Raw genomic sequence first — 25056 nt, forward strand, 5'->3', positions numbered from 1 at the left:
AGCGTATACCTAGAGTGGCAGGACAGCGATATATTCCGGCGCAGGCCTGTGACGTTGTTCTCACCGTCAAGGAGGGCGGCCGGTCTCCGGGGTGCGGCTGATCGCCGGGCACCCGGCGATCGCGGGGCCGATGAATACTGCTCCGCGCCCGTGCCGTCAAGAGTGGAACACAGAAACCCGTTGTATCTTAGGCGGATGCGAAGAAACAACTCCTCCCTGCTGGGCAGACTCGGCACCTCGGGCCGGCTGGTCTTGTTCCTGGTGGTGAGCGCGTTCTGCGGCGCACTCGTAGCCGGGATCTTCATCCCCACTACTGCAGTGGCTGCCACGGGCGCAAACGCCCTGTTCGATGCCATGGAGGACCTGCCCGACGAGCTCGAGACGGGGCCGCTGGATGTGGGGTCCAAGATCTACTCAGCAGACGGGAAGCTTCTTGCCACCTTCTTTGCCGAGAACCGGATTCCGGTGAAGCTGGAGAACATATCCCCGTCCATGCGGGATGCGATCGTCGCTATCGAAGACAACCGCTTCTATGACCACGGGGGAGTGGACGTCAAGGGCGTGGCCCGCGCCCTGGCCTCGAACCTGACCAACGACAGCACCCAGGGCGCCTCGACGCTGACGATGCAGTACGTGAACAACGTGCTGATTGATCAGGGCGTCGCCGAGGGCAAAAGCGCCGCTGAACTCACTGTGAGCGGCACCAAGAACATCACGGACAAGATCCGGGAGGCAAAGCTCAGCCTCGCTGTGGAGAAGGAATTCTCCAAGGACGAGATCCTGGAGGGCTACCTGAACATCGTGCTGTTCAGCGGCCGCACCTACGGCGTGGAAGCGGCGGCTCAGGCCTACTTCGGGATTCCCGCCTCGCAGCTCAACGTCGCCCAGTCGGCAATGCTCGCCGGGATGGTGCAGTCCCCGAACACCTTCAATCCCATCGCCAACCCCGAGGGCACCCGGGACCGCCGGAATATGGTGCTGTCAGCAATGCTCAAGTACGGCAAAATCGACCAGCAACAGTATGACGATGCCGTCGCCACCGATCTTCAGCTGAATCCCCAGTCCGCCGCGGACTCCGGCTGCATCGGTGCTGAAATGGCCGACTACTTCTGCAGCTACGTGGAGGAGGTTGTCCTGGCCTCGGATGAATTCGGCGTGGATGAGAAAGCGCGGGCCAAGCTGCTGGCGCGCGGCGGCCTGAACATCGTCACCACTCTGGACTCCCGCCTGCAGGAAGAGGCGGAGGCCCAGATCAACGCCCAGGTGCCCGCCGGGGACGCCTCCGGTGCAGGTTCGGCAATGGTGTCGGTGGAACCCGGAACCGGCAAGATTCTCGCCATGGCGCAGAACACCAAATACTCACCCGAAGAGGGTCCCGCCAATACGCAGCTGAACTTCAACGTGGACTCCGAGATGGGTGGAACTGACTACGGATTCCAGCCCGGATCCACCATGAAGCCCTTCACCACCGTCGCATGGCTGGAGAACGGCGGCAGTGTTGATGACATCGTCGATGCGACCCGGACCACCTATCCGGCCGGGTTCGACTGGAAAGCCAGCTGCCTGCCGGATGACGCTTACTTTGACGAGTGGAAGTTCAAGAACGCAACGCCGGGCTACGAGCGGCAAATGAGTGTTGCCGAGGGCCTGACATCGTCAGTCAACTCGGCCACGGTGGCGCAGGCATCGCAGCTTGATCTGTGCAGCATCCGTGATGCCGCGACCCGCATGGGCGTGCACCGCGCCGTCGACGGCGAACCGCTGGAGGTCAACAACCCCTCATTCGTCCTGGGCGGCCAGGAAGTCTCCCCGCTGACCATGGCTGCGGCCTATGCAACCTTTGCCAGCGGCGGCCAGTACTGCGAGCCCATTGCGCTGGCCGAGGTCACGGATTCGCGCGGCAACGCCTACGAGGTACCGGAGCAGGAGTGCTCCCAGGCCATCTCGGAGGAGATTGCCAAGGAGGTTTCCGAACCGCTGCAGAAGCTCGTGAACAGCAGCCCCGGCGGAATTTCCCCGCTGGGCGTTCCGGCTGCCGCCAAGACCGGTACCACCGACGTCTCCGAGCAGACCTGGACCGTGGGCTACACAAAGGGCATCTCCACCGCGTCCTGGGTGGGTAACTGGACGTCCTACGCCACCCTGAACGGGCTGCCCATCAACGGCGTCACCCGCAGCTATGTGGATGGATCCACCATTGCCGGTGCCCAGTGGGCGGACTACATGCGCGCCGTCGCACCGCTCTACGACACCGGCGAACTGGTAGACCGCAACCGGATGAAGGCCGTGACACCCCAGCCGGAGAAGACTGAGGAGGCGGAAGAGACGGAAGAGGACACTGAGGAGACTGCCGCTCCGAAGCCGTCGGCCCCCGCTCCCGCTGCTCCTGTCGCTCCGGCGCCCGTGCCTACAGTTCAGGCTCCGGTGCCTGCCGTTCCAGAGGAGCCTGCACCCGAGAAGCCCGCGCCGGCGCCGCCAGCCCCGGCTCCCGCTCCGGGAACGGTTGTCACACCTCCAGTGATTGCCCCTCCGGCCTCCCAGTAACGGGTCGCGGGTTTCGGGAAAGTTTCTGCAGGGTGCGCTTGTGCCTTCCAGGAACACCGGGCAGGGTGGGGTGCCGAAGCTGTTAAGCCGAAAGTCATTGATCGGCTAAGCACGCTTCGGCACCCCACCTTTTTCATGCCGCCCTGGAGGATCCGATGCACCCTCACCTCATGCACCCCCGCCCGACGCACGCACACCCTAGGCTCCGCAATCAGAAACACAGGGGACACGCGCACAGCCCCGCTCCTGTCTCCTTTGGCCGGCCGGTTTCCTTTGAGCGCGCGGTTTCGTTCAGTTCCCTCTCCGTCGGCGCACTTTCCATCGGGGCCTTTGCAACCGGCGCCCTCGCCATGGGAGCAGTGGCGGTGGGTGCCCTCGCCGTCGGGCGGCTTAACATTGGCCGCGCCACGATCAAGGACCTGCACGTGGGAAAGCTGCAGGTGGATGAACTGGTCATTGGCCGCAAAACCGCCGCAGCGGGAGATCCGCCAGCCCGGCAGGTCTAGCCAAGCGCCGAAGCGTAACCCAACGCCTTCACAAACACCCCGGAGCGGGCCGCTGCTTCGGGAAGGAGGTGACGGTCGGTAGGGTGGGCCTCAAGGACCGCCCCCGGCATCTGAAAGGTTACGGACATGACTTCCACGATCGACGGCGGCGCTCCGCCGCTGCTGGACAGCGAGGGCGCCCGCCGCGCCTACGAACTGGACCGCAAGCACGTCTTCCACTCCTGGTCGGCCCAGGATCTGCTGGATCCCATGGTGATTGCCGGAGCCCAGGGCTCCTACGTCTGGGACGGGGAGGGGAACAAGTACCTGGACTTCTCGTCGCAGCTGGTGAACACCAACATCGGCCACCAGCATCCCGCCGTCGTCGCCGCCATCACCGAGCAGGCCGCGAAGCTGTGCACCATCGCCCCCAGCTACGTCAACGACGCCCGTTCCGAAGCTGCCCGGCTCATCGCCGAGCGCACGCCCGGGGAACTGAACCGGATTTTCTTCACCAACGGCGGCGCCGATGCCAACGAACACGCCGTCCGCATGGCACGCCTGCATACCGGCCGTCAAAAGGTGCTCTCGGCCTACCGGTCCTATCATGGCGGCACCCAGCTGGCTGTGAACCTCACCGGGGATCCCCGACGCTGGGCCAATGACACGGCAAGCACCGGCACCGTGCACTTCTTTCCGCCGTACCTCTACCGCACGGCCTTCCACTCCACCACGCAGGAAGAGGAAAGCCAGCGCGCCCTGGAGCATCTGGAACAGCTGATTGCCTACGAGGGCCCGGCTACCATCGCGGCGATCATCCTGGAGTCCATCCCCGGTACCGCTGGAATCTACCTGCCCCCACCCGGCTACCTCGAGGGGGTCCGCGAGCTTTGCACCCGGTTCGGGATAGTAATGATCGCCGACGAGGTCATGTCCGGGTTCGGCCGCACCGGAAAGTGGTTCGCCGTCGAACATTTCAACGTGGTGCCGGACCTGCTCACCTTCGCCAAGGGAGTTAACTCCGGCTACGTCCCCATGGGCGGCGTGGCTATCAGCCCGGAAATTGCGGCTACCTTCGGGACCCGGGTGTACCCGGGCGGGCTGACCTACTCGGGGCATCCGCTGGCCGCAGCGGCAGCCGTGGCCACCATCAACGCGATGGACCGCGAGGGGATGGTGGAACATGCCGCGGAACTGGGCCGGTCGGTGATCGGCCCGGCGCTGGCCGGATTCGCGCAGCGGCATGTATCGGTGGGTGAAGCGCGCGGGACGGGAGTCTTCTGGGCCATCGAACTGGTCCGGGACCGGGAAACCCGGGAACCGCTGGCTCCGTACGGCAGCTCCAGCGGGGAAATGAACCAGCTGCTGGCTGCCTGCAAGTCACGGGGGCTGCTGCCCTTCGCAAACTTCAACCGCATTCATGTGGTCCCGCCCTGCAATATCGGCACCGCGGACACCGAGGCCGGCCTGGCCATCCTCGACGAGGTGCTTGATATTGCCGACGGGATGGTCGGCTAGGCATACCGGGCCGCGGAACATGCCTGCAGTCACCTACGATGGTAAGGACGCTTACTGTCTGCCGTTGATTCTTCCGAATGCAGAGAATCAACCCATTTCGAAGGAGAACTCCCCATGATTGGATTCATTATCGCCGGTCTCGTCATCGGCGCCCTGGCCCGCCTGATCAAGCCCGGAAAACAGAACCTCGGCCTGCTGGCCACCCTGCTGCTCGGTCTGGTCGGATCAGTGATCGGGGGCGTCATTGCCAATCTGCTGGGCACGGGGGATATCTGGGAGCTGAACGTGCTCGGCTTCATTGTGGCGGTTGTGGCTGCCGTCCTGCTGATCGGCGTGGCAGAGAGCGTCTCCGGCCGCGGCAAGGGGCAGGTTCGCCCCTAACGTTCAGGTCAGCAGGAACAGAACAACGCATAAACCCCGCGGGGGCCGGTTCACCCACGTGAACCGGCCCCCGCCGCGTCTGGGCAGCACCATGAGGCGGGTCCGGGAGGCAAGTCGAGGGGGCGGCTTGCACTAGGCCGCAGCCGAACCCAAACTCCCGGGTCAGATTTACGGTAGCGTCGGGGCCGCCCCCGGCAGGCTCTGAGGGCCCGAGGACCCTCAGGACAGGCGGTGAATCCGCGCCTCCCAGGGCCGCAGCATCTCCGGATCACCGGGATCGGAGTAGTTCCCGAGCACCAGCCGGTGCCGGGGCTCATACTGCGGTACCGGCAACGGCTCTCCGGAGACATTGCAGAGCACCGCCAGTTCCTCATCCCCGAACCGGCGGCGGAAAGCGAACAGCTTTGGGTCACCCGGGTCCATCAGCTCAAAGTCACCCAGCGACACCGCCTTGGACCCGTGCCGCAGATTGATGAGCTGCTGGTAATAGCGGAAGACCGACTTTTCGGCCGTCCGGTCCGCCTGGACATTGATGTCCCGGTAGTTGGGGTTCACATCGATCCAGGGTGTTCCGGTGGTGAAGCCTCCGTTGGGCCCGTCGTCCCACTGCATAGGGGTCCGGGCGTTGTCCCGGCTGACCTGGTTAAGCGTGGCCAGGATACGTTCAGGGCTGATTCCCCGGCGAGTGGCGATGCCGTAGTAAGCCAGTGATTCCAGGTCACGGTACTGGTCCAGCGAGGCAAATCCCGCATTGGTCATCCCGATCTCTTCACCCTGGTAGATGAAGGGCGTGCCGCGCTGCATGTGCTGCAAAGTGGCCAACAGGGTTGCTGACTCGTAGCGGTATTTATCGTCATCACCGAAGCGGGAGACGGCCCTGGGCTGGTCGTGGTTGCCCAGGTACAGGCTGTTCCAGCCACGGTCGGACAAGGCACGCTGCCAACGGTTCACCACGGTCTTCAGGTCCGCCGGATCCATCGGCAGATAGTCCCATTTTCCACCCGGGCCATGGTCCAGGCGCATGTGTTCGAACTGGAACACCATGTCCAGTTCACCCCGCAGGGGGTCAGTGAAAAGCACTGCCTCATCCACCGTCACGCCTTCGGTTTCCCCGACCACCAGATAGTCGGCGTCCCGATAGGCGAAAACAGCCCGCATCATCTCCTGGATGAACTCATGCACCCGGGGGCCCGAGACAAAGGACGGGGCACCGTTGGCGAACATGCCACCGGCTCCCACGGGACTGTCGGGCAGGGAAGGGCGCTTGGAGATGAAATTGATGGCGTCCATCCGGAAACCGTCGATTCCACGGTCCAGCCACCAGTTCATCATCTCGAAAACCCGCTGCCGGACCCTTGTGCTTTCCCAGTTCAGATCCGGCTGATGCGGGCTGAACAGGTGAAGATAGTACTGCTCCGTGCCTGGATGGTAGGTCCACGCGCTCCCGCCGAAGATGGAACCCCAGTTGTTGGGCTCACCGCCCGGCTCACCCGGGGCAAACCCGCGCCGCGGACCCCGCCAGAAGTAGGAGTCGCGGGAAACATTGCTGCGCGAGGAAGCCGAAACCACGAACGCCGAATGCTCATCAGAGGTGTGGTTGACCACCAGGTCCATGATCAGCTTCATGCCGCGCCGGTGCACCTCGGCCAGCAACCGGTCGAATTCCTCCTCTGTCCCGTACCGCTCATCGATCCGGCGGTAGTTGCTGATGTCGTAGCCGTTGTCATACTGGGGGGATTGGTGGATCGGGGAGAGCCAGATCACGTCCACCCCGAGTTCGCTGAGATGGTCCAGATGCTCGATGATGCCGGGCAGGTCGCCCACGCCGTCTCCGGAAGTATCCGCAAAACTGCGGGTGTAGACCTGATAAACGACGGCGTTGGTCCACCAGGCTGGCTGGTACGGGTTCCTCATGGGCAGACCGTTTCCTTTCCCCTGCGGGATGACGGCGGCGGAGCCGGGGACGGCGTGGACGTCGAACAGGCAGCCGATGGAGCGCCGGTGCCGGAGGTATCAGCAGTCTACGTTTCGTAGGTGCAGGGCGAACAGGCGTAACGTAGTTAGGCCGGTCCACGCACCGCGGGAGCCGGCTCACGATCCACCCACAACAAAATCCATAGGAGTATTCGGTGACGCGCGGCGGTCAGCAACAGGGGACCAATCAGAAACTCTGGACCAAGGGGTTTGTTCTCGCCATAGTCACCAACTTCTTCCTCTCGCTGGTGTTCTACCTGCTGATGACCACCATGGCGCTGTACGCCGTCGAGCAGTTCTCCGCGTCGGACAGTGCGTCCGGCTTCGCTTCCGGATCCTTCGTCATCGGTGCCCTGGTGGCTCGCATCTTCAGTGGCAAGTTCCTGGATTTCGTTGGCCGCCGCAGGCTGCTGCTGAGCGGACTCGTGGTGTTCACCGCCGCGGCGCTGCTCTACCCGCTGGCCAACAGCCTGGCACTGCTGCTGACGATCCGGATGGTCCACGGCGCCGCCTTTGGCGCCGCCAGCACATCAATCTCCGCTTCGGTCATGGGACTGATTCCGGTCCGCCGCCGTGGCGAAGGCACCGGCTACTTCGGCATCTCCACCACGCTGGCCACGGCCGTCGGCCCCTTCCTGGCCGTCCTGATCGTGGACACCATGACGTACGACATCCTGTTCCTGGTCAGCGCCGGCTGCGCCGCGCTGGCACTGGTCTTCGCGCTGTTGCTCCGGCTCCCGGAACGGACGCCGACGGCGGCGGAACAGGCCCGCAAGTGGCGGCTGCGCTTCACCGACATCCTGGATCCGGCCGCCCTGGCCATTGCGTCCGTGATGTTCATTGCCGGTGCCGCGTACGCCGGAATCCTCACGTTCATGAATTCCTACGCCCAGTCGGAAAACCTGGTGGCTGCAGCCAGCGCCTTCTTCCTGGTCTATGCCGCGGTGGTCCTGGTGTCGCGTCTGTTCATGGGCCGGCTGCACGATACCTACGGTGACAACGCCATCATCTATCCCACGCTCCTGTCCTTCGCCATCGGTCTGGGCATGCTGGCGTGGGCACCGAACGGCCTGGTGCTGGCCGGCGCGGGCGTGTTTGTGGGCGTCGGCTTCGGCGCCCTGGTGCCCACCGCCCAGGCGATCGCCGTCACCATGGCCCCGCCGCACCGCATCGGACTGGCTACGTCCACGTTCTTCATCATGATGGACGCCGGCGTGGGCCTGGGTCCGCTGGCACTGGGAGCCCTGGTGTCACTGACCGGGTTCCAGGGCATGTACTGGCTGCTGGCCGGCTGCGTCCTCGCCACCACGGTGCTGTACCACTTTGTCCACGGGCATAAGCGCTACCGCCGCAGCGCCGACGTGGAGCCCGGCGTTCCCGCCTAGCACCAAACCCCTGGCACCACGCCTGCACACACCGGTGCCGTCCCGCCCGGCCGCGTGACCCTCCGCCCAATCCGGAGTAGGTTATCGCCATGGCCGGCAAAGCAACCTCCCTGACTGTCCCTGGTCCGCACGGCGAGCGCGAGATGCGCATTTCCAGCCCGGACCGCGTCCTGTGGCCCGAGCTGGGACTGACCAAGCTGGACCTCGCCCGGTATCTGTCCGAGGTAGGGCCGGCATTTATCGCTGCAAACGGCGACCGCCCGGTGTCCCTCCAGCGGTTTCCGGAAGGGATCGACGGCGAACAGTTCTTCTCCAAGAACCCGCCGAAGGGCGCCCCGGAGTTCATCCGGGCAGTGACTGTCACGTATCCCAGCGCCCGCGCCCATCCCCAGCTGGTGCTGGATGAACCGGCCGCAGCAGTCTGGGCGGCGCAGATGAACACAGTGGTCTTCCACCCCTGGCCGTCGAGGGCTGAGGACACCGACAGCCCGGACCAGCTGCGGATCGATCTGGACCCCCAGCCCGGCACCGACTTCGACGACGCCGTCCCCGCCGCCTTCGAACTGCGTTCCGTGCTGGCAGAGGCAGGCCTGGAGGCCTTCATTAAGACCTCCGGCAACCGCGGGCTGCACGTTTACGCTCCGATTACCCCGGACCATGAATTCCTCGACGTCCGGCACGCCGTGATTGCCGCGGCTCGCGAGTTGGAACGGCGGATGCCCCAACAGGTCACCACGGCCTGGTGGAAGGAGGAGCGGGGCGAGAAGATTTTCGTCGACTTCAACCAGGCTAACCGGGACCGCACCATTGCCGGTGCCTACAGCCCGCGTGCGCTCCCGCATGCCCCGGTCTCCACACCCTTGGCGTGGGACGAGCTGGAGGGCGCCGATCCGCGCCGATTCACCCTCCTCACGGTCCCTGATCGGCTGGCCACGGAAGGTGATCCCTGGGCTGACATGTTCGCCGCCCCGGGCAGCATTGAGATGCTGCTGCAATGGTGGCAGCGGGACCTGGACAACGGGCTGGGGGAGATGCCGTTTCCACCGGATTACCCCAAGATGCCCGGAGAGCCGATGCGGGTGCAGCCAAGCCGCGCCCGGAAGCAGGACTAGCTCCCGGTTCCCGGCTGACGGGCTTCCCCTTTGGGACTATTGCGCCCAGGTAATTATCCGCTCAGCGTATTGGGGTCTCCAGGCCTGTAGGTCCGCAACGAATTCCGGATCAACCATAACGTCGACGTCGGGCAGTTCAGCCAGTATGGGAGCGATGGCATCCGGAACCCGGTTGGGTCCCGTGTACAGGGGTTTCACCATGGAGATAGCCGGTTGGATGCCTTCTGTCCACGCACCCTGCAGCGAGAGTGACCACTGAGCATTTAGCTGCGGATTGAACCCGACATCATGCCCTACGTAGACAAAGGGGTGCTCCGTCTCCCGGTCTACCATGGCTACCAGCTTTTTGAGCAGCGGTGGAGTGGGTTCGCTGAGTGCCTGTCGCTGTTGTAGAACCAGTTCCGACCCGACGGCTGTCGCCTTGATGCCTTGTTGATCCAGCGAGGTGTAGGGGAGGCCGAAGCAATGGGTGGCCGCAAGTGATGCCACGAGCGAGACACCGACGAAGGATGCCCGGTGTCCTCCCACCGACTCCTTCCGCGGGATCAGCAGCGATCCGGCCCCGATAACGGTGCACATGATCGCGACGAGTTCGACGGCAAGGAAGGACTTATGGAAGTAGTAAGTAATCTCACCCGTAGTCCCCAGTTGGAAGGCCGCCAACGCGATGAGGAAAGCGGCGGCGAACATTGGTGTTGCTAGGACAAGGGCTGACCTCACGGTCTTTCGGCGGATCCCAGATAGGTCCCGCCTACTCCGCGCATACAAGACCCCAGCAACGACGACATTGGCTAGGATCGCCAACACCGCTACGCCGGGATCGGCCTCAGATATTCCACCATCGGCGGTAAGGACTTCTCCGGGTGACATTTTACGGAGTTGCCACAAGGCCGCCAAAATACCCACAATTCCCGTCGTGATCATCAGCATCTGGACCAAGGCGTGCTTCCACACTATTTCTGGCCGAAGCGACAGAAGATGACTCGCGTAGATCAGCCCCGCCGGCGCGCAGAGGACTAGCAGCAGAATCCAACCGTGCGCAACCGCGGTCAGCGCCAGGATTAGGGCCGCCGATGCTGTTGCCGGGTGCAGTTCATCCCTCAGTTGCACCAAGGCGACCACGGCTATGCATAGGGCGACAGCCAAGCCAAAGTTCGGGAAAGCACCTGATACTGGGATGGCCCCAGGACCCACGGTCCATGCGGTGGCGGCGAGAGCCATAAAAGGGAGGGTGGACAGCAGTCGCCGGCGAAATACCGGAAGCGATGTCATCGCCGAAACGACCAACACAGTGCCGAGTACAGTGACGACGCCGACTAGCCTGAGGAAAAGCATGAGCTCTCGGGATGTATCGCCGCTGCTGCTGCCAGCGACTATTTCCGCTAGGGAGGCCAGCAGCGAATGGTACCCCTGTGGATAAGAAGCGGCAGACCACTGGCTGCCGTCTGCCGCGGGCGGAAGGACAGCAATCACTGCACCGTGATTTCGGATCATTTGGAACATGTTGAAGTGGGGCGCGTAATCCCAGGACCGTATGAGGATCAGCAGCGTCGACTCGAGGGTCCTAGTGAAGATAAGGCTTTGAACAACCCAGGCAGATACTGCGGCAGCAACCAGCGGCAGGATATCAACGCCACGGAATTCAGGCAGGAATCTCCGGAAGGACAGGCCTCTCATGGGCGTGTACAGCAGGGTTCCCACGAGAGCAGCCACAGCTAGGCCCAGAGTGACCGTACCCCGATCGAGGTATGGAACATCGGACTTGACCCACCACATGAACGGCGCCGAACCTGCCAGCCCCACCACTGAAAGCAGGATCCGTTGCGAAAAGGTCCGTCCGAGAGGTAAAAGCACCAGGACCAGGGCCAGGACCACCAAGTACGCCCAGCCGCTCATGCCGCCGAGGGCGCGAATAGCAACCACCGCGGTAAAGGCCGCTGACGATGCTGCAAAAACTGCGAGCCACACTAAACCATGCGACGAAGCAGAACGTGAAGGGTTTGGGGGCAGGTGTCGTGGCGGACGTCTTGTAGTCGTGCTCAAGGCGTGGATGGTCATGCGGTTCCCCCCGGGTTGTATATCCGACGAGCAATCCCGTCAAGGTAGCGAAATGAATAATACTCTGTTGCGCCGTCGCTTTAGGCCGGGACATCGCGGTAAAGCATCAGTAGCTATGTCGACAGTGAACACGCCTCGGCGCGGGAACCGACATGGCCGGTTCGGACCGGCACCGGAATTCGCGTAAGGTGGAGCGAAGGTGCGCCGGGAAGTCTGGTCGGCAATAACATTGTCGACCGCTTTTTCAGGAGCCCACCGTGCCTTCCTCTTCGTCTCCGGAACCAGATTCCGCTCCCAGCACCGCTCAAGCCGGAACCCCTCAAACCAGCACCGCCCACGCGGGCCCCGGCCACGACGGACCCCGACTGTTCAGCCGCGGCAGCTACAGCGAGAAGCTGCGCATCAGCGAGATCCTGCGTAAGGAAACCATCGGCGGGATGCTGCTGGTGGCGGCAGCTCTCATCGGCATCGTCTGGGCCAATTCGCCCTTCTCGGACAGCTATTTCTCGCTGCGCGATTTCGAAATCGGCTACGAACCCTGGCACCTGCACCTCAGCCTGGGCGCGTGGGCCGCAGACGGACTCCTGGCGGTGTTCTTCTTCCTCGTCGGCCTGGAGCTGAAACGTGAATTCGTTGCCGGCGATCTGCGGAACATCAGCAAGGCCGTGGTGCCGGTGGCGGCTGCCGCGGGCGGCGTGCTTGTCCCGGCGGCGATCTACGCCGTCGTCAATCTCGGCAATCCCGACACCCTCACCGGTTGGGCCATCCCCACCGCCACGGACATCGCCTTTGCCGTCGCTGTCCTGGCGATCATCGGTTCGCACCTGCCATCCGCCCTGCGGATCTTCCTGCTGACCCTGGCAGTGGTTGACGATCTGCTGGCCATCACCATCATTGCCATCTTCTACACCGAAGAGCTCCACGTGACGCCGCTGCTCCTCGCCATCGCCGGCCTGGCCCTCTACACCTTCCTTGCACAGAAATACCGGCGCTTCTTCGGCCTGAAGGCCTCTGCGGCCTGGTTCATCCTGCTGCCCATCGGCGTCGTCGTCTGGGCGCTGGTCCATTCCTCCGGGATCCACGCCACCGTCGCGGGTGTACTGCTGGGCTTCGCGGTTCCCGTGATCCGCAGCCAGGCCAGCGGCGGACCCGAGGCCGGCCCGGGACTCTCGGAGATCTTCGAACACCGTTTCCGCCCGCTGTCGGCCGGCTTTGCCGTGCCCGTGTTCGCCTTCTTCTCCGCGGGAGTTGCCGTGGGCGGCTGGGACGGCTTTGTGTCCTCACTGACTGATCCCGTGTCGCTGGGCGTCATTGTCGGACTGGTGCTGGGCAAGCCGATCGGCATCCTGGGCACCACCTGGCTGCTCACCAGGCTGACCCGCGCCAAACTCGATACTTCGTTCAAATGGATCGACCTCTTCGGTGTTGCCCTGCTGGCCGGCATCGGCTTCACTGTGTCCCTGCTGGTGGCGGACCTGAGCTTCGGCCAGGGCACCCTCCCGAATGACCATGCCAAGGTGGGCATCCTGGTGGCTTCGGTCCTCGCGGCCATGCTGGCAGCAGTGGTGCTGACGCCGCGGAACCGCCATTACCGCGCGGTCGAGGCAGAGGAAGACGTCGACGACGATGCCGACGGGATTCCCGACGTCTACCAGCAGCCGGGGACAGACCGTCCGCACGGCAAGGAGTAACGGCGCCCCGGCATAGCCCCGGCGGACCGGCGCCGCTACAGTCGAACACCATGACTACAATCTCGGTGGTGATCCCGGCCCGCAACGATGCACCGATGCTGGCCGCCTGCCTGGCCGCACTGGCCTGCCAGAGCCGGCCGCCCGAGGAAATCGTGGTGGTGGACAACGGCAGCACCGATGAGACGGCGGCCGTCTGCGCTGCCGCCGGGGTGCACCGGGTGTATCTGGAGGTTCCGGGCATCTCAGGAGCCACGGCCGCCGGGCTGGACGCCGCATCCGGGGAACTGCTGGCCCGGCTGGATGCAGACTCGGTTCCGCCGCCGGAATGGCTGGCCCAGGTCGAGAAAATCCTCACCGCCCAGGGGCCGTATACAGCGGTTACCGGCCCGGGGGACTTCTACGGAGGAAACCGTTTCACCCGGTGGGTGGGCCGGACGATCTACATCGGAGGCTACATCCGGGTGGTCGGTGCGCTTCTGGGCCATCCACCGCTCTTCGGGTCCAACTTTGCCATGCCCGCAACCATGTGGGAGCAGCTGCGGGGGCTCGTCAACCGCGATCTGCCCCAGGTCCATGACGATCTGGACCTGAGCTACCAGATCCGTCCCTGGATGAGCGTGCTCTACGATCCGAAGCTGCGGGTGGGCGTATCCGCCCGGCCGTTTGACAGCTTGTCCGGTCTCCGCCGCAGGCTGGTCATGGCCTGGCAGACCTTTGCCCTGGACTTCCGGGGGGAGCCGCCCCTGGCCCGACGGCGTGCCCGCCGGATCAACCGGCCTCCGCATACAAGGCCAACAGGTCCCGGCTGAGCTGGTGCGGGGCGTCCTCACAGGGGGCATGCCCGGTACCGTAAACGGCAAAACGTCCGCCAATGGACGCGGCAAAGGCACGGTGCAGCTCCAGCGGCCAGACATCCGCCCGGCCCACAGCCACCAGCTTGGGCTGCGGAGCGGCTGCGAGCACGCCTCGCAGGTCCGGGGAGTGTTTCATCAGGGTCACGATGTCCTGCAGGGACTGCTTCCGGGTGTACTCGAAACGGTGCCGGACGAACGCCATGCGGTGCGGGGGAACCCGGACGAAGTTGCGGCGGATTCCCCAGACAATCAGGTCGGCGTGAATCTTGTCGCTGACCAGCGGGCTGAAGCGGCCAATGCGGCTCACGGCGCGGAAGCTCTGCCCCGGCACGGGAGGACAGCTCAGCAGGGCCAGCGTGCGGAACAGGTCCGGGCGCTCTGCGAAGGCCATCTGTGCCACAATTCCTGCAAACGAATAGCCCAGCACGTGGGATGCTGCGCCCCGATCCTCCAGGATGGCGAGCAGGTCATCGACGAACAACTCATAGCTGTAGTGATCCTGCGGAGGCGTCAGGGACTCCGGTCCCGCCGCAGCCGATTCGTATTGCCCTGCCATGTCATAACTGAGCACAAAATACCCGGCGTCCGCCAGGACGGGCATCATCAGGGAAAAGTCCTCCTTCGACCCCGTGACGCCTGGCACCAGCACTACCGGAGGGTTGGTTTCCACCCCCATGGTCCGCACCGCCAGCAGGCCGCTGGGTGCGGCAAACCAGCCCGAGTGTGAGCCTTCCGGCGGCACCGCCCAGTCCGGTTCGCCCAGCTGTGCGTCAAGGGCCTCTGCCTGGTCCTGCTCGGCCTGGTCATCCGGCGCTGCCGGACCGGCCAGTGGCACGGGCCCGGTACCGCTGCCGTTGCGCGCTCGAGCCCCGTTTCGCCATGCCATACCCCACCATAACCGTGCCCCCTGTTTCCCGGGACAGAGGGGCGGTCGAAAACGGTCCACAGAGAGGCGGACGCCGGTTGTCCGCGCGGGCTGCCAACCCGATAGAATCGGAGCCCTGCCAGGTTTAGCCACGAGGAGATGACGTTGAAGTTTGCCCCCAACAAGTACGTCTACCGCAGCATCGTCCTGACGGGAGTGGCGGCGATCAAGGCTTTCCGTGTTCCTGTTCTCCCCACCGGGTTGGAGAACCTGCCCGCTGACGAGGAGATTCACGGCCTGAACCGCAAGGTGGTCCCCGGCAAAGGCGCCGTCGTCGCCATCACCCACTTCGGCTATCTCGATTTCGTTTTCGCCGAGTACCTTGTCTGGAAGAAGATCAAGGTCCATATGCGTTTCCTGGTGACCAAAAAGGCGGCCCGGAAGGCCTTCGTCAATGCCGTCTGCCAGATGTGCGAGCACATCATCGTGGACCGGTCCGACGGCGCTGCCGCCTATGCCGAATCCGTGGAGGCACTGCGCCGGGGTGAATACCTTGCCGTGCTCCCTGAGGCAGGGGTCAGCCGCAGCTTCAGCGTCCGCAAGCTCAAGACCGGTGCCGTCCGGATGGCTGCCGAAGCCGGCGTGCCGATCATCCCGGTCTCGGTCTGGGGCGGGCACCGGATGCTCACCCGCGGCGGTCACGGCCTGAGCCTGAAGTCGGTCTGGAAGACACCGGTCCGCATGCATGTGAGCCCGATGATCCGCGTGGCTCCCGATGCCTCCGTTACCGCCGAAACGGAAGCGCTGCAGAAAACGCTGCAGGCGGGCATGGACCATTGCATCGACACCTATCCTGAAACGCCCGAGCCCGGCGCGTGGTGGATGCCCGTCAGCCGTGGCGGCGGCGCCATGACCGTGGAGGAGCAGGTCATCCTGGACGAAAAGGACCGCGAGAAGTACAAGATCACGGGCTAGGAAAGCCACTGGGCCTTCAGAGGGCCCGGTTCCAGTGGGCCCGGACCTAGCTCTTCAGGAAGTCCAGCAGCGCGGCGTTGACCTCATCGGTATGGGTCCACAGAAGCCCGTGCGGCGCGCCCTCGATTTCCACGTAGGTGGCCGCCGGCAGTGCCTCGCGGAACCGCCGGCCGGTGGAGTCGATCGGCAGGATGTTGTCGGCGGTGCCGTGCAGGATCAGCACCGGAAGGCCGGATTCCGCCACCGCCCGGACATCACCCCGGAAATCGGTGGTCCAGGACGGTACGACGGCGTACGAGGCCATGGGCGCACTGCCGGCAGCAACGTTCCAGCTGCCACGGACGGCCTCTTCGCTGACCCGGGTTCCCAGGTTTTCCGGCAGGTTGTAGAAGTCGGAGAAGAAGCTGGTGAACCAGGCGTAGCGGTCAGCCCTGGCTGCTGTGACGATGCCTTCAAAGACCTCGGCGGGCACTCCTGCCGGGTTGTCATCGGTTTGCAGCAGGAAGGGTTCCAGTGAGGCCAGGAACGCGAGCCTGCTGATCCGGTCGGTGCCGTGCCGGCTTACATAGCGCGCAAGCTCCCCGGTGCCCATGGAGAAACCGGCAAGCACCACGTCCCGGACGTCCAGCTCGACCAACAGCGTATTGAGGTCATCGGCAAAGGTGTCGTAGTCGTAGCCGGTGGTGGGATGGCTCGAGCGCCCGAATCCCCGCCGGTCGTAGGTAATGACCCGGTAACCCCCGCCCAGCAGGGCGCGTGTCTGCCGCTCCCAGGAGTCGCCGTCCAGCGGATAGCCGTGAATCAGCACCACCGGTTGCCCGGACCCGTGGTCCTCGTAGTACAGGTCGATGGTCCCGGTGTTTTCCGTACCTACAGTGACATGGGGCATGGCTGGTCCTCTCGTGGATGGTGGGTGCTGCAGATTCTTGTTGGACACCCCGCGGAGCGCAAGGGCAATGGCCGCTTTGCCGGGCAGGTCCGGGGCCGGTGGTATCTTGAACTCCGACGCCACGTGGGCCAGGGAAAAGAGACCAGCCGTGATGCAGCACCGCCCCCAGGGCCCGACCCGTGTCACCGTCCTGGACGACTACCAGTCCGTGGCGCATTCCATGGCCGGTTGGAGGGACACCGGCCACGAACTGGAGGTGGCCTTTGTCCCGACCCACATCGCCGACGACGCCGGCCTCCTGGACCTGCTCAAGGACACCGACATTGTGGTTGCCATGCGCGAAAGGACCCCGCTGCGGGCAGGGCTGATCGCCCGGCTGCCCCGGCTGGAGCTGATCGTGACCACTGGAATGCAGAATGCCTCCATCGATATGGACGCCGGACCAATGGTCTGTGGCACGCCGTCCCTCACTTCTCCCACCGCCGAACTGACCTGGGCCCTCATAACCGGGCTGATGCGCAATGTCCCGGCTGAGGCGGCTTCACTGCGGGCCGGCACCTGGCAGAGCCCGGGCGCGGGGTTGGGGGAGGGCCTGGAGGGATCCACGCTCGCGATCCTCGGCCTTGGACGCCTGGGGTCACGGGTGGCGGCCATCGGCAGGGCATTCGGTATGCAGGTCATAGCCTGGAGCCAGAACCTCACGGAGGAAACAGCACGTGCCCACGGCGTCGAACGGGTTTCCAAAGCGGAACTGTTCCGGCGGGCGGATGTGCTCTCCATCCATCTTCGCCTCAGTGGCCGTACCGAATCCCTGGTCGGTGAGCCGGAACTTCGCTCCATGAAACCGACGGCCCGCCTGATCAATACGTCGCGGGCCGGGATCGTAGACCAAGCGGCCCTGCTCCAAGCGCTTCACCGGGGAGGGATAGCCGGCGCCGGGCTGGACGTCTTCGACGCCGAACCGCTGCCGGCCGGCCATCCACTGCTGTCCGCGCCGAATACCCTGCTGACCCCGCACCTCGGATATGTCACCCGGCAAAATTACGAGGTTTTCTACGGTGGAGCAGTCGAGGCCATCACCGGCTACCTCAACGGCGCCCCGGTCCGGGTGCTGGCCTCCGGGACCCGTGCTGCCCACGGCTGACTCAACAACGCCCCGTTAACCGCCGATACCGACCACCGCGATCATGACCGGCACAATGGTGATGATCAGGATGGCTCCGAGGATGTCGAAGAGCAGACCGGTGCGGATCATCCGGGTGATGGGCACTGCTCCGGTTCCATAGACGATGGCGTTTTGCGGCGTGGAAACCGGCAGCATGAACCCGAACGAGGCAGCGAAGGTAGCAGCCAGCGCGGGCACGAAGGGATCAACGCCGATCGCCTGGCACAGTGGTATCACGATCGGCACGATCACCGCCGCCGAGGCGGTATTGGACGTGGTTTCGGAAATCAGGATCGCCAGGACCGCGGAGAATGCCGTGATGGCAACGATGTTGGTGATGTTCAGGTTTTCCGAGGCGCCCTTGCCGATGGTTTCCGCCAGTCCCGTTTCCGCCAGCAGCGCACCGAAGATGATGCCGGTTCCGAACAGCAGGATGGTGCCCCAGTCGATCTTCGCGGCGTCGGTCCACGTCAGTGTGGCCTGGCGCTGCTTCCAGTTGACCGGCAGGATGAACAGCAGCGAAGCGCCGAGCACGGCAACGATGCCTTCATCCAGCCGGTCATCCAGGAAGATGTACGCCTCGGATTCGGTGCCGCCGATCAGGGAGGCGACGGCGGGAGCCAGCCAGAGCGTGACGGTCACCCCGAAGGCAACCAGCGTATTGACCTCGGCGCGGGACATCTTTCCCTGGGCCTCCCGCTGTTCCCGCACGTACTCTTCGACCCCTTCAAGCCGGCGGATTTCCGGCCGGTTCAGCAACAGCATCACCAGCGCCAGCACGAGGAACATCGCCAGGCACACCGGCGCTGCGATGGCCATCCACTGTGCGAAGGAGATGCGGACCCCGGTGGCTTCCTCGATCAGGCCGCGTCCGATCAGGTTCGGAGGCGAGCCCACCGGTGTGAGCAGGCCGCCCACACTGGCACCGTAGGCGAGCATCAGCAGCAGGGCGGCACCGATCCGCAGCCGCAGGGGATCAAAGTCTGTCTTGACCACGCCGCGGTCCTGCATGAGCTGGGCGATGACCACCAGCACACCCAGCGCCGTCGGCATCAGCATCGCGACCGTGGCGGTGTTCGACACAAAGGCTGAGAGCAGGCAGGTGATCACGCCGAACGCAATCACCACCCGGTAGGTGGACTTTCCAACCCCTGGCAGTGACAGCACGGCCAGTGCCAGCCGCTGCGCGATTCCGTGTTTGAGCATGGCCTGCGCCAGGATAAAGGCGCCGATGAAGGTGAAGATGGTCGTCGATCCAAACGGTGCAAGGACTGCGCTGGCCGGCGCAACGCCCAGGATGACGATCGCCGCGACGCCGATGAGTCCGCCGATCGGGATGGGTACCGGCTCGCAGATCCACAGCACGATCACTCCGAGCAGGATCGCGGCGAGCAGGTGTTGCTGGCGTTCCAGGTTCAGGGGGAGCAGGGCAAAGATGACGGCGACGGCGGGCGCCAGGAACAGGCCGATCGTTTGCCGGGTGCGTTCAAACCGCTCTTCGCGGGGGGAGAGGGTCTGCTCGCTGAGGCTGCGGAAGGTGGTCCCGCCCAGGAGCGCTGCCCGGACGTCGGTGCGTTGCGGGGGACTCGAATCGTCAGTTGGAGCCGGCTGTTGGGTATACACAATCCTGGTCCTTCCTCGTCGAATGCGTTCACTATGCAACAGCGGCATTCCCGCGTCCAGACCTGCAGCTGTTCCACAGCTGGGTCCGGGTGCGGGGCGTGTGAACGCCGGAGGAAGGACCAGGGCCGGCCTATGCCGCGCCGCGTGATCCGATCCGGGCCAGGATCTCCCGGGTGAATTCCTCGGTACCGGCGGTCCCGCCCAGGTCCCGGGTCCGCACCGGGGAGTCGGCCAGCACCCCGAAGGCTGCCTCCAGGACCTCTGCGCCGGCTTCGGGGTGGCCCAGGTGGTCCAGCATCATGGACGCCGACCAGATGGCCCCCAGCGGGTTGGCCACCCCCTGGCCGAAGATATCCGGGGCGGATCCATGCACCGGCTCGAACATCGAGGGGTACTCCCGTTCCGGGTTCAGGTTCGCCGAGGGGGCGATGCCGATGCTGCCGGCGATGGCGGCCGCCAGGTCGCTGAGGATGTCCCCGAACAGGTTGGAGCCGACGATCACGTCAAAGCGTGACGGGTTAAGGACCACTTTGGCGGCGAGCGCGTCGATGTGTTCGGAGGTCCACTGCACATTGGGATAGTCCGCGGCACGTTCCTCCACCAGTTCATCCCAGAACGGCATGGTGTGGATGATGCCGTTGGACTTCGTGGCCGAGGTCAGGACTCCACGCCGCTGTCCGGCCAGATCGAAGGCATAGTCCAGGATCCGGGTGACACCCTGACGGGTGAACACCGATTCCTGGATGGCCATCTCCGAGGGCAGTCCGCGGTTCAAGCGGCCCCCGATCTCGGAATACTCACCCTCGTTGTTCTCCCGGACCACCACGAAATCGACGCCGGGGTCCGTCAGTTCGGTACGCAGCGGACTCGGCACGCCCTTGAGGACGCGGATGGGGCGCAGGTTCACGTATTGCCGGAACTCGCGCCGGATCGGAATAAGCAGCCCCCACAGGCTGACGTGGTCCGGCACACCGGGCCACCCCACCGCACCCAACAGGATCGAGTCATGCCCGCGGATCTGGTCCAGTCCGTCGGCGGGCATCATTGCGCCGGTCTCCAGGTAGCGGCGGCACGACCAGTCGAACTCGTCGTAGGTCAGGTTGATGCCGTGCCGGGGAGCGACGGCGTCGAGCACGGCCCGGGCGGGAGGCAGGACCTCGTGGCCGATGCCGTCGCCGGGAATGAGTGCAATGCGATAGGTCTGGGTCATGGTGCAATCCCACGGTAAGCAGCCCTCGATGTCAAAGCAGACAGGTAGAAGGTGACTACACGCCCGGGCGGTGTGCAGCCTCCCGGCGGCTGGCGGCCCAGTCATAGACCAGCCGCGCGGTGTGCCGCCCGTGGGCGCGCAGCTGCGGGCTGGAGGAAACCTCCGGCTGGCTGCCCCAGTGGATCATGTAGTTGAGCAGCCCCGCCAGGAAGGCATCAATGTCCGGGGCCGGGACATCCCGGGTGAGCTCCGAGCGGCGCAGCCACGCGTCGGCGTCGAGCCCGCCTGCACTGGCATAGGGCAGCACCGAAACCCAGTCGATCCACTGTGCCCCGGTCCCCAGGAAGTTCCAGTCGCAGAAGAGGGCCCGGCCGGCCTGCAGCAGGATGTTGTCCGGCCGCAGGTCACCGTGCAGCACGGTGTCACCGGCCAAGGCCTCGGGGCACAGGTCCAGCGACTGCTGGAACGCAGCCGCCTCGGCGCGGGTCAGAGCCGGCAGGAACCAGGGGGCAGACCCACCCTCAGCCACTGCACGGAACTGCGACGGGACCCCGGCCAGGTCTTGGGCAATGGGAGCGCCGGAGTCCTGGCGGGGGAAGCCCTGCATCCGGGATACCGCTTCGACGCAGGAGGCCTCCACAGCCTGCAGGTCTGTCTCCGTCCAGGGGTGGCCGGGCATTGTTCCATCCACTGCTTCGTAGACCAGCAGTTCCCAGCTGTCGCCGGGCACAGCCACTTCCTCGGCAGCCAGCAGTCCGGGCATGGGCATGCCCGCAGGCATCAGCGGTACCACCTGGGCCTCCCGCTGATACTGCGGATAGATGAAGGCTTCCGACGCCGGCGCCGCCTTGGCAAATATCCGGGTTCCTGTGTCACCTTCGAGCACGGCTGCGAAGCCCGGAGTGAACCCGCCGCCGGCCAGCTGGACCGACACGATCCTCCCGCCCGCATGCACGGTGAGCCGGTCCTGCAGGAGAGCGGGCAGCTCGGCCCAGGTGCGGCGCAGCGCAGTAGTGCGGTAATCCACGGGCATGCGGTAATCCGGAACGGCGCGTTCCTCCAGGGCGTTGTTTTCCAGCATCAGGACAGCCTAGGGCCCGCGGACGGAGGATGCAGGCAGGCAGGCATGGTTTCTTACCCGTGCCGCTGTCCACGCCTGCCCGGCCTGTGCGGTGACGGAAGTGTCAGGACCAGCAGCCCGGCCAAAACCAGCCCGGCACCGATCCAGCCCGCAACCGGCAGGCGCTCGCCGAGGATCAGGCCGGCCAGCACCGCCGCCACCACTGGCTCCACCAGCGAGAGTGTGGTGGCAGTGCTCGGCAGCACCCGTGCCAGCCCCCAGCCAAAGAACAGGTAACCGGCGAACATCGGCACCAGCGCCATATAGAGCCCGACGGCGGCATTGGTTGAGGACTCCAGCAGCGGAGCCCCGGTGAGCACCAGCACCGGCATCAGCGCCGCTCCGCCCACGCCAAAGGTGGCCCCCATTGCCGCCCGCGCCGGAATACCGCGCTGCATCAGGCGGTGCGCGGTCCACGAATAGAGTGCGTATGTAACCCCGGCCACCAGCCCGAGCAGCACCCCGGCGGCGACGGCGCCCGGCTGGCGGCCGCCGTCGTCGCCCGCTGCTGCGGCTTCGGCCACGCACAGCAGCACCGTCCCTGCCAGCGCCACGCCTGCCCCTGCCATCCATCGGGAGCTCAGCCGCCGGCCGTCCGCCACGCGCTCGATCGCTGCCGAGGCCAGGGGAGCCGAACCGATACTGACCACGGTGCCTACGGCCACGCCGGCCAGATGCATGGAGGAGTAGAAGGCCAGTGGATACGCCGCCACCGCAGCCCCGCCCAGTCCCACCGTCCACCGGCTGGACGCCAGTTGGCGCCGGGCCGCACCCAGCAGCGGCGCCGCGGTCAGCGCCTGGAGCAGCCCGCCGATTCCCATCGCCGCAGCCCCGATGGCAAGCGGGCCGACACCCGGCGCAAAGGTCGCAGCCGTCCCCGTGGTGCCCCACAGCACTGCTGCCGCCAGCACCAGAAGCGTGCCCAGCGCCGCCCGGCGGCTTTCCGGGACGGCCGTACGACTCGCCGGCGGCGGTGTCACGGAGCGCTCATCGATCCAGGATGTGGCGCAGGTAGCGGCCCGGCTCGTTCAAATAGGACCGCCAGTTGGTCACCAGGTCCAGCTCGTCCCATTCACGGCGGGCTATCCCATGCTCACCCGTCTCGTAAATGGTGGCGCCGGGCAATGATGCCAGCACAGGGGAGTGCGTGGCGCAGAGGATCTGGGAGCCGTTGGCAGCGAGGTCATCCAGGACTCCGATCATGGCCAGGGTGGAGCCGAAGGACAGTGCTGCTTCGGGCTCGTCCAGGCAGTAGAAGCCCCGGGTGTTCAGGTAGGTTTCCGCGACGGCGAGAAAGGACTCTCCATGGCTCATGGTGTGAAAGTCCTGGCCGCCCTGGAGCTGGTCCTGGAACGTGTAGTAGCCGTGCATGGTTTCCGCACGAAGAAAGAACCCCCATTTCGGCGCGCCGGGTTGGCGCACGAGCGTGATCCAGTCACTGAGCGGGGACTCGGTGCCGTGGGTGGTGTGGGCGGAATGCACCGTGCCGCCCTCCGGTCCCAGGCCGTACGCAGCCGCGGCTGCTTCCACCAGGGTGGATTTGCCGCTGCCGTTCTCGCCGACCAGGAAGGTGACGCCGGCCGGGAGTTCCAGACCGTCCGCGAGGACGGCTGCGACCGCAGGGATGGAGGCAGGCCAACGGCCCGTTGGAATATCTGCTCCCTGGCGGGGACGGATTTCGCGGATCAGCCGCTGATCGTCTAAACCTCGGGTTCCTGGCATGGCCTTATTCTGACACCCGGGCGGAATATTTTTTTTCTTGGCAACAAGGGTTGACGGCTTCCGTTGCGTCAGCTTACGTTGACGCTATGGCTACACAGGATGAATTGATCAATGACGGCACCAGCCGCGACCCGGCTGTGGGACTGCGCGCGGTGGCAGCCCTGCGGCGCCTCGTCGAACAGCTCGAGGACCTCCAGGTGGAGAACGCCAGGCGGCTGGGCTGGTCCTGGGCGGAGATTGCCGCCGTCATCGGAGTGTCAAAGCAGGCGGTGCACAAAAAACATGCGGGACGGCTGGACCCGTCCCCAAGCAGAGGAGGCAGCGATGTTTGAAAGGTTTACGCCGGGTGCCCGTGACGTGGTCATCGGCGCACAGGAACAGGCCAGGGCCCTCGGGGCCAGGGAAATCACGGCAGAGCACCTGCTGCTCGGCATCCTGGCCGGCCGCGACAATCCCGCCACCCTGGCCCTGCACCAACTCGGCATCGAGCGAGACACGGTGGAACAGCGCACACGGGGGCTCGGCTCCGCTGACGCCCAGGCACTGGAAGCCATCGGCGTGGATCTGGACGCCATCCGCGAGCGCGTGGAAGCGAGCTTTGGCCCCGGAGCCCTGGACCGGACGCCCCGCAGGCGTTCCCGGTTCCCGGGCCGCCGCAGCGCCGGCCACATTCCTTTCACCTCTTCAGCCAAGGGGGCGCTGGAACAAGCGCTGCGCCAGGCAATAGCGTTGAACGATAAGACAATTGGCGCCGAGCACATCCTGCTCGGACTGATGGCCGAGGAATCCGGCCTGGCGGCGCGCACGCTCGCCTCGCTGGGGGCTGACGCGGCACAGGTTCGCGCAGCAGTGCTCCGGGAACGGGGAAATGCTGCCTAGCCCCTGACTGCCCGACGGACTGCACGGAAGGCCGCATAGCCGCCGACACCGGCCAGGACAGCCCACGGCCCGGCGGCAAAGACGGGCACCAGCGCCTGCTCTTTCAAATCTGCCCGGTTCCTGCCGAACCGGGAGGAAATCCCGTGGCGCCTGAATTCGCCGAGGACCCCCGTCTCCGTAATGGGATCATCAGGATGCAGTGTCAGGAAGGACCGCAGGTGGCTTCCCCCGGCGTCGACCCGATCTGCGGCAATCAGGATGAGCCAGTGGGCTGCCCGCGCCTCGCTGCACCTGTACGCATACCGGCGCATCGCACCCGATATCCCCTTCAGCGGCACAGAGGTGCCAAAAACCGGGGTAAGGAAGGCATGCTCGATGGACCGTTCCCGCGGCTGCTTTTCCTGTTGCTGCTCCGGAAAGACCCAGTGTGCCCCGGTGCTGAGGTCGGTCCGTTCCTTCGGCACCGAGGGCCGGTCGGCAGGATCCAGGTCTGCGCCCCAGCCGGGGATGCGGGCCCGCAGTTCCTCGGCGGAGGCCTTGCGCTGCGGTCCGCCGGCCACATACGGGGTGTTCGGTGAGGGAGCGCTCGCAGTGGGTGACATGGTT

General features: G+C 65.2%; 22 protein-coding genes. 12 read left to right on the forward strand and 10 right to left on the reverse strand.

The genetic code is table 11. The features are described from left to right. Positions 1 to 195: 195 nt before the first annotated feature. The 4 genes from KKR91_RS08745 to KKR91_RS08760 all read left to right on the forward strand — a co-directional run bounded on the left by KKR91_RS08745 (position 196) and on the right by KKR91_RS08760 (position 4928). A complete protein-coding gene (locus KKR91_RS08745) occupies positions 196 to 2544 on the forward strand; it encodes a transglycosylase domain-containing protein (RefSeq protein WP_237687322.1) in 2349 nt (782 codons plus the stop codon). Positions 2545 to 2894: 350 nt separating this feature from the next. After that, positions 2895 to 3050 (forward strand): hypothetical protein, encoded by a 156-nt coding sequence (locus KKR91_RS08750; protein WP_210228729.1) that lies wholly within the window; start codon positions 2895 to 2897, stop codon positions 3048 to 3050. A gap of 126 nt (positions 3051 to 3176) precedes the next feature. Further along, positions 3177 to 4547, forward strand: a complete 1371-nt coding sequence (locus KKR91_RS08755) for an aspartate aminotransferase family protein (protein WP_210228731.1) — start codon at positions 3177 to 3179, stop codon at positions 4545 to 4547. 114 nt (positions 4548 to 4661) lie between these two features. Next, on the forward strand, positions 4662 to 4928 hold the full coding sequence (locus KKR91_RS08760) for a GlsB/YeaQ/YmgE family stress response membrane protein (protein ID WP_210228734.1): 267 nt from the start codon (positions 4662 to 4664) through the stop codon (positions 4926 to 4928). Positions 4929 to 5147: 219 nt separating this feature from the next. Here KKR91_RS08760 and KKR91_RS08765 read toward each other — a convergent pair whose 3' ends face one another. Then, on the reverse strand, positions 5148 to 6842 hold the full coding sequence (locus tag KKR91_RS08765; RefSeq protein WP_210228736.1) for a glycoside hydrolase family 13 protein: 1695 nt from the start codon (positions 6840 to 6842) through the stop codon (positions 5148 to 5150). 215 nt (positions 6843 to 7057) lie between these two features. Here KKR91_RS08765 and KKR91_RS08770 point away from each other — a divergent pair, with 215 nt between their 5' ends. Next, complete coding sequence (locus tag KKR91_RS08770) at positions 7058 to 8287, forward strand: MFS transporter (RefSeq protein ID WP_237687323.1); 1230 nt, start codon at positions 7058 to 7060, stop codon at positions 8285 to 8287. 89 nt (positions 8288 to 8376) lie between these two features. Continuing rightward, the gene (gene ligD / locus KKR91_RS08775) at positions 8377 to 9399 is read left to right on the forward strand and encodes a non-homologous end-joining DNA ligase (protein WP_210228738.1); all 1023 of its coding nucleotides are present in this window, start codon (positions 8377 to 8379) and stop codon (positions 9397 to 9399) included. Positions 9400 to 9435: 36 nt separating this feature from the next. On the opposite strand, the gene KKR91_RS08780 is transcribed toward ligD, so the two are convergent. Next, complete coding sequence (locus KKR91_RS08780) at positions 9436 to 11367, reverse strand: hypothetical protein (protein WP_210228740.1); 1932 nt, start codon at positions 11365 to 11367, stop codon at positions 9436 to 9438. Positions 11368 to 11822: 455 nt separating this feature from the next. On the opposite strand from KKR91_RS08780, the gene nhaA reads away from it, so the two are divergent. Both nhaA and KKR91_RS08790 read left to right on the forward strand, forming a co-directional pair. Then, entirely contained in the window at positions 11823 to 13148 is a 1326-nt protein-coding gene (gene nhaA, locus KKR91_RS08785; RefSeq protein WP_210229722.1) for a Na+/H+ antiporter NhaA, read from the forward strand. A gap of 50 nt (positions 13149 to 13198) precedes the next feature. Then, on the forward strand, positions 13199 to 13957 hold the full coding sequence (locus KKR91_RS08790) for a glycosyltransferase family 2 protein (RefSeq protein ID WP_237686355.1): 759 nt from the start codon (positions 13199 to 13201) through the stop codon (positions 13955 to 13957). On the opposite strand, the gene KKR91_RS08795 is transcribed toward KKR91_RS08790, so the two are convergent. Further along, positions 13917 to 14888, reverse strand: a complete 972-nt coding sequence (locus KKR91_RS08795; protein ID WP_210228741.1) for an alpha/beta fold hydrolase — start codon at positions 14886 to 14888, stop codon at positions 13917 to 13919. The genes KKR91_RS08790 and KKR91_RS08795 overlap by 41 nt on opposite strands. A 138-nt stretch (positions 14889 to 15026) precedes the next feature. Here KKR91_RS08795 and KKR91_RS08800 point away from each other — a divergent pair, with 138 nt between their 5' ends. Beyond that, entirely contained in the window at positions 15027 to 15842 is an 816-nt protein-coding gene (locus tag KKR91_RS08800) for a lysophospholipid acyltransferase family protein (RefSeq protein ID WP_210228743.1), read from the forward strand. A gap of 46 nt (positions 15843 to 15888) precedes the next feature. Here KKR91_RS08800 and KKR91_RS08805 read toward each other — a convergent pair whose 3' ends face one another. Then, on the reverse strand, positions 15889 to 16731 hold the full coding sequence (locus KKR91_RS08805; protein ID WP_210228745.1) for an alpha/beta fold hydrolase: 843 nt from the start codon (positions 16729 to 16731) through the stop codon (positions 15889 to 15891). A gap of 151 nt (positions 16732 to 16882) precedes the next feature. Between KKR91_RS08805 and KKR91_RS08810 the strand changes: the two genes are divergently transcribed. Next, the gene (locus KKR91_RS08810) at positions 16883 to 17875 is read left to right on the forward strand and encodes a D-2-hydroxyacid dehydrogenase family protein (RefSeq protein ID WP_237687607.1); all 993 of its coding nucleotides are present in this window, start codon (positions 16883 to 16885) and stop codon (positions 17873 to 17875) included. A gap of 15 nt (positions 17876 to 17890) precedes the next feature. On the opposite strand, the gene KKR91_RS08815 is transcribed toward KKR91_RS08810, so the two are convergent. From KKR91_RS08815 to KKR91_RS08835, 5 genes are all read right to left on the reverse strand, one after another. After that, positions 17891 to 19519, reverse strand: a complete 1629-nt coding sequence (locus tag KKR91_RS08815) for an SLC13 family permease (protein WP_237687324.1) — start codon at positions 19517 to 19519, stop codon at positions 17891 to 17893. Positions 19520 to 19649: 130 nt separating this feature from the next. After that, positions 19650 to 20729, reverse strand: a complete 1080-nt coding sequence (locus KKR91_RS08820) for a tartrate dehydrogenase (protein ID WP_210228749.1) — start codon at positions 20727 to 20729, stop codon at positions 19650 to 19652. Between the two features lie 55 nt (positions 20730 to 20784). Next, a complete protein-coding gene (locus KKR91_RS08825; protein WP_210228752.1) occupies positions 20785 to 21810 on the reverse strand; it encodes a phosphotransferase in 1026 nt (341 codons plus the stop codon). A gap of 53 nt (positions 21811 to 21863) precedes the next feature. Next, on the reverse strand, positions 21864 to 22829 hold the full coding sequence (locus KKR91_RS08830) for a DMT family transporter (protein WP_237687325.1): 966 nt from the start codon (positions 22827 to 22829) through the stop codon (positions 21864 to 21866). Between the two features lie 7 nt (positions 22830 to 22836). After that, a complete protein-coding gene (locus tag KKR91_RS08835) occupies positions 22837 to 23571 on the reverse strand; it encodes an AAA family ATPase (RefSeq protein WP_210228753.1) in 735 nt (244 codons plus the stop codon). Positions 23572 to 23657: 86 nt separating this feature from the next. Here KKR91_RS08835 and KKR91_RS08840 point away from each other — a divergent pair, with 86 nt between their 5' ends. Both KKR91_RS08840 and KKR91_RS08845 read left to right on the forward strand, forming a co-directional pair. Then, entirely contained in the window at positions 23658 to 23903 is a 246-nt protein-coding gene (locus tag KKR91_RS08840; protein WP_210228756.1) for a hypothetical protein, read from the forward strand. Next, complete coding sequence (locus tag KKR91_RS08845; protein ID WP_210228758.1) at positions 23896 to 24450, forward strand: Clp protease N-terminal domain-containing protein; 555 nt, start codon at positions 23896 to 23898, stop codon at positions 24448 to 24450. The genes KKR91_RS08840 and KKR91_RS08845 overlap by 8 nt, the downstream gene beginning before the upstream one ends. Here KKR91_RS08845 and KKR91_RS08850 read toward each other — a convergent pair. Further along, positions 24447 to 25052 (reverse strand): hypothetical protein, encoded by a 606-nt coding sequence (locus tag KKR91_RS08850; RefSeq protein ID WP_210228760.1) that lies wholly within the window; start codon positions 25050 to 25052, stop codon positions 24447 to 24449. The genes KKR91_RS08845 and KKR91_RS08850 overlap by 4 nt on opposite strands. Positions 25053 to 25056: the final 4 nt, after the last annotated feature.

Origin of the sequence: Arthrobacter jiangjiafuii (assembly GCF_018622995.1) — a bacterium.
Classification (GTDB): Bacteria; Actinomycetota; Actinomycetes; order Actinomycetales; family Micrococcaceae; genus Arthrobacter_B; species Arthrobacter_B jiangjiafuii.

What these genes read in the sequence shown, in the direction of transcription:
- KKR91_RS08745 (WP_237687322.1), top strand. Translation starts at nt 196, where the DNA reads ATGCGAAGAAACAACTCCTCCCTGCTGGGCAGACTCGGCACCTCGGGC.
- KKR91_RS08750 (WP_210228729.1), top strand. Translation starts at nt 2,895, where the DNA reads ATGGGAGCAGTGGCGGTGGGTGCCCTCGCCGTCGGGCGGCTTAACATT.
- KKR91_RS08755 (WP_210228731.1), top strand. Translation starts at nt 3,177, where the DNA reads ATGACTTCCACGATCGACGGCGGCGCTCCGCCGCTGCTGGACAGCGAG.
- KKR91_RS08760 (WP_210228734.1), top strand. Translation starts at nt 4,662, where the DNA reads ATGATTGGATTCATTATCGCCGGTCTCGTCATCGGCGCCCTGGCCCGC.
- KKR91_RS08765 (WP_210228736.1), bottom strand. Translation starts at nt 6,842, where the DNA reads ATGAGGAACCCGTACCAGCCAGCCTGGTGGACCAACGCCGTCGTTTAT.
- ligD (WP_210228738.1), top strand. Translation starts at nt 8,377, where the DNA reads ATGGCCGGCAAAGCAACCTCCCTGACTGTCCCTGGTCCGCACGGCGAG.
- KKR91_RS08790 (WP_237686355.1), top strand. Translation starts at nt 13,199, where the DNA reads ATGACTACAATCTCGGTGGTGATCCCGGCCCGCAACGATGCACCGATG.
- KKR91_RS08795 (WP_210228741.1), bottom strand. Translation starts at nt 14,888, where the DNA reads ATGGCATGGCGAAACGGGGCTCGAGCGCGCAACGGCAGCGGTACCGGG.
- KKR91_RS08800 (WP_210228743.1), top strand. Translation starts at nt 15,027, where the DNA reads ATGACGTTGAAGTTTGCCCCCAACAAGTACGTCTACCGCAGCATCGTC.
- KKR91_RS08805 (WP_210228745.1), bottom strand. Translation starts at nt 16,731, where the DNA reads ATGCCCCATGTCACTGTAGGTACGGAAAACACCGGGACCATCGACCTG.
- KKR91_RS08810 (WP_237687607.1), top strand. Translation starts at nt 16,883, where the DNA reads ATGCAGCACCGCCCCCAGGGCCCGACCCGTGTCACCGTCCTGGACGAC.
- KKR91_RS08820 (WP_210228749.1), bottom strand. Translation starts at nt 20,729, where the DNA reads ATGACCCAGACCTATCGCATTGCACTCATTCCCGGCGACGGCATCGGC.
- KKR91_RS08825 (WP_210228752.1), bottom strand. Translation starts at nt 21,810, where the DNA reads ATGCTGGAAAACAACGCCCTGGAGGAACGCGCCGTTCCGGATTACCGC.
- KKR91_RS08835 (WP_210228753.1), bottom strand. Translation starts at nt 23,571, where the DNA reads ATGCCAGGAACCCGAGGTTTAGACGATCAGCGGCTGATCCGCGAAATC.
- KKR91_RS08840 (WP_210228756.1), top strand. Translation starts at nt 23,658, where the DNA reads ATGGCTACACAGGATGAATTGATCAATGACGGCACCAGCCGCGACCCG.
- KKR91_RS08845 (WP_210228758.1), top strand. Translation starts at nt 23,896, where the DNA reads ATGTTTGAAAGGTTTACGCCGGGTGCCCGTGACGTGGTCATCGGCGCA.
- KKR91_RS08850 (WP_210228760.1), bottom strand. Translation starts at nt 25,052, where the DNA reads ATGTCACCCACTGCGAGCGCTCCCTCACCGAACACCCCGTATGTGGCC.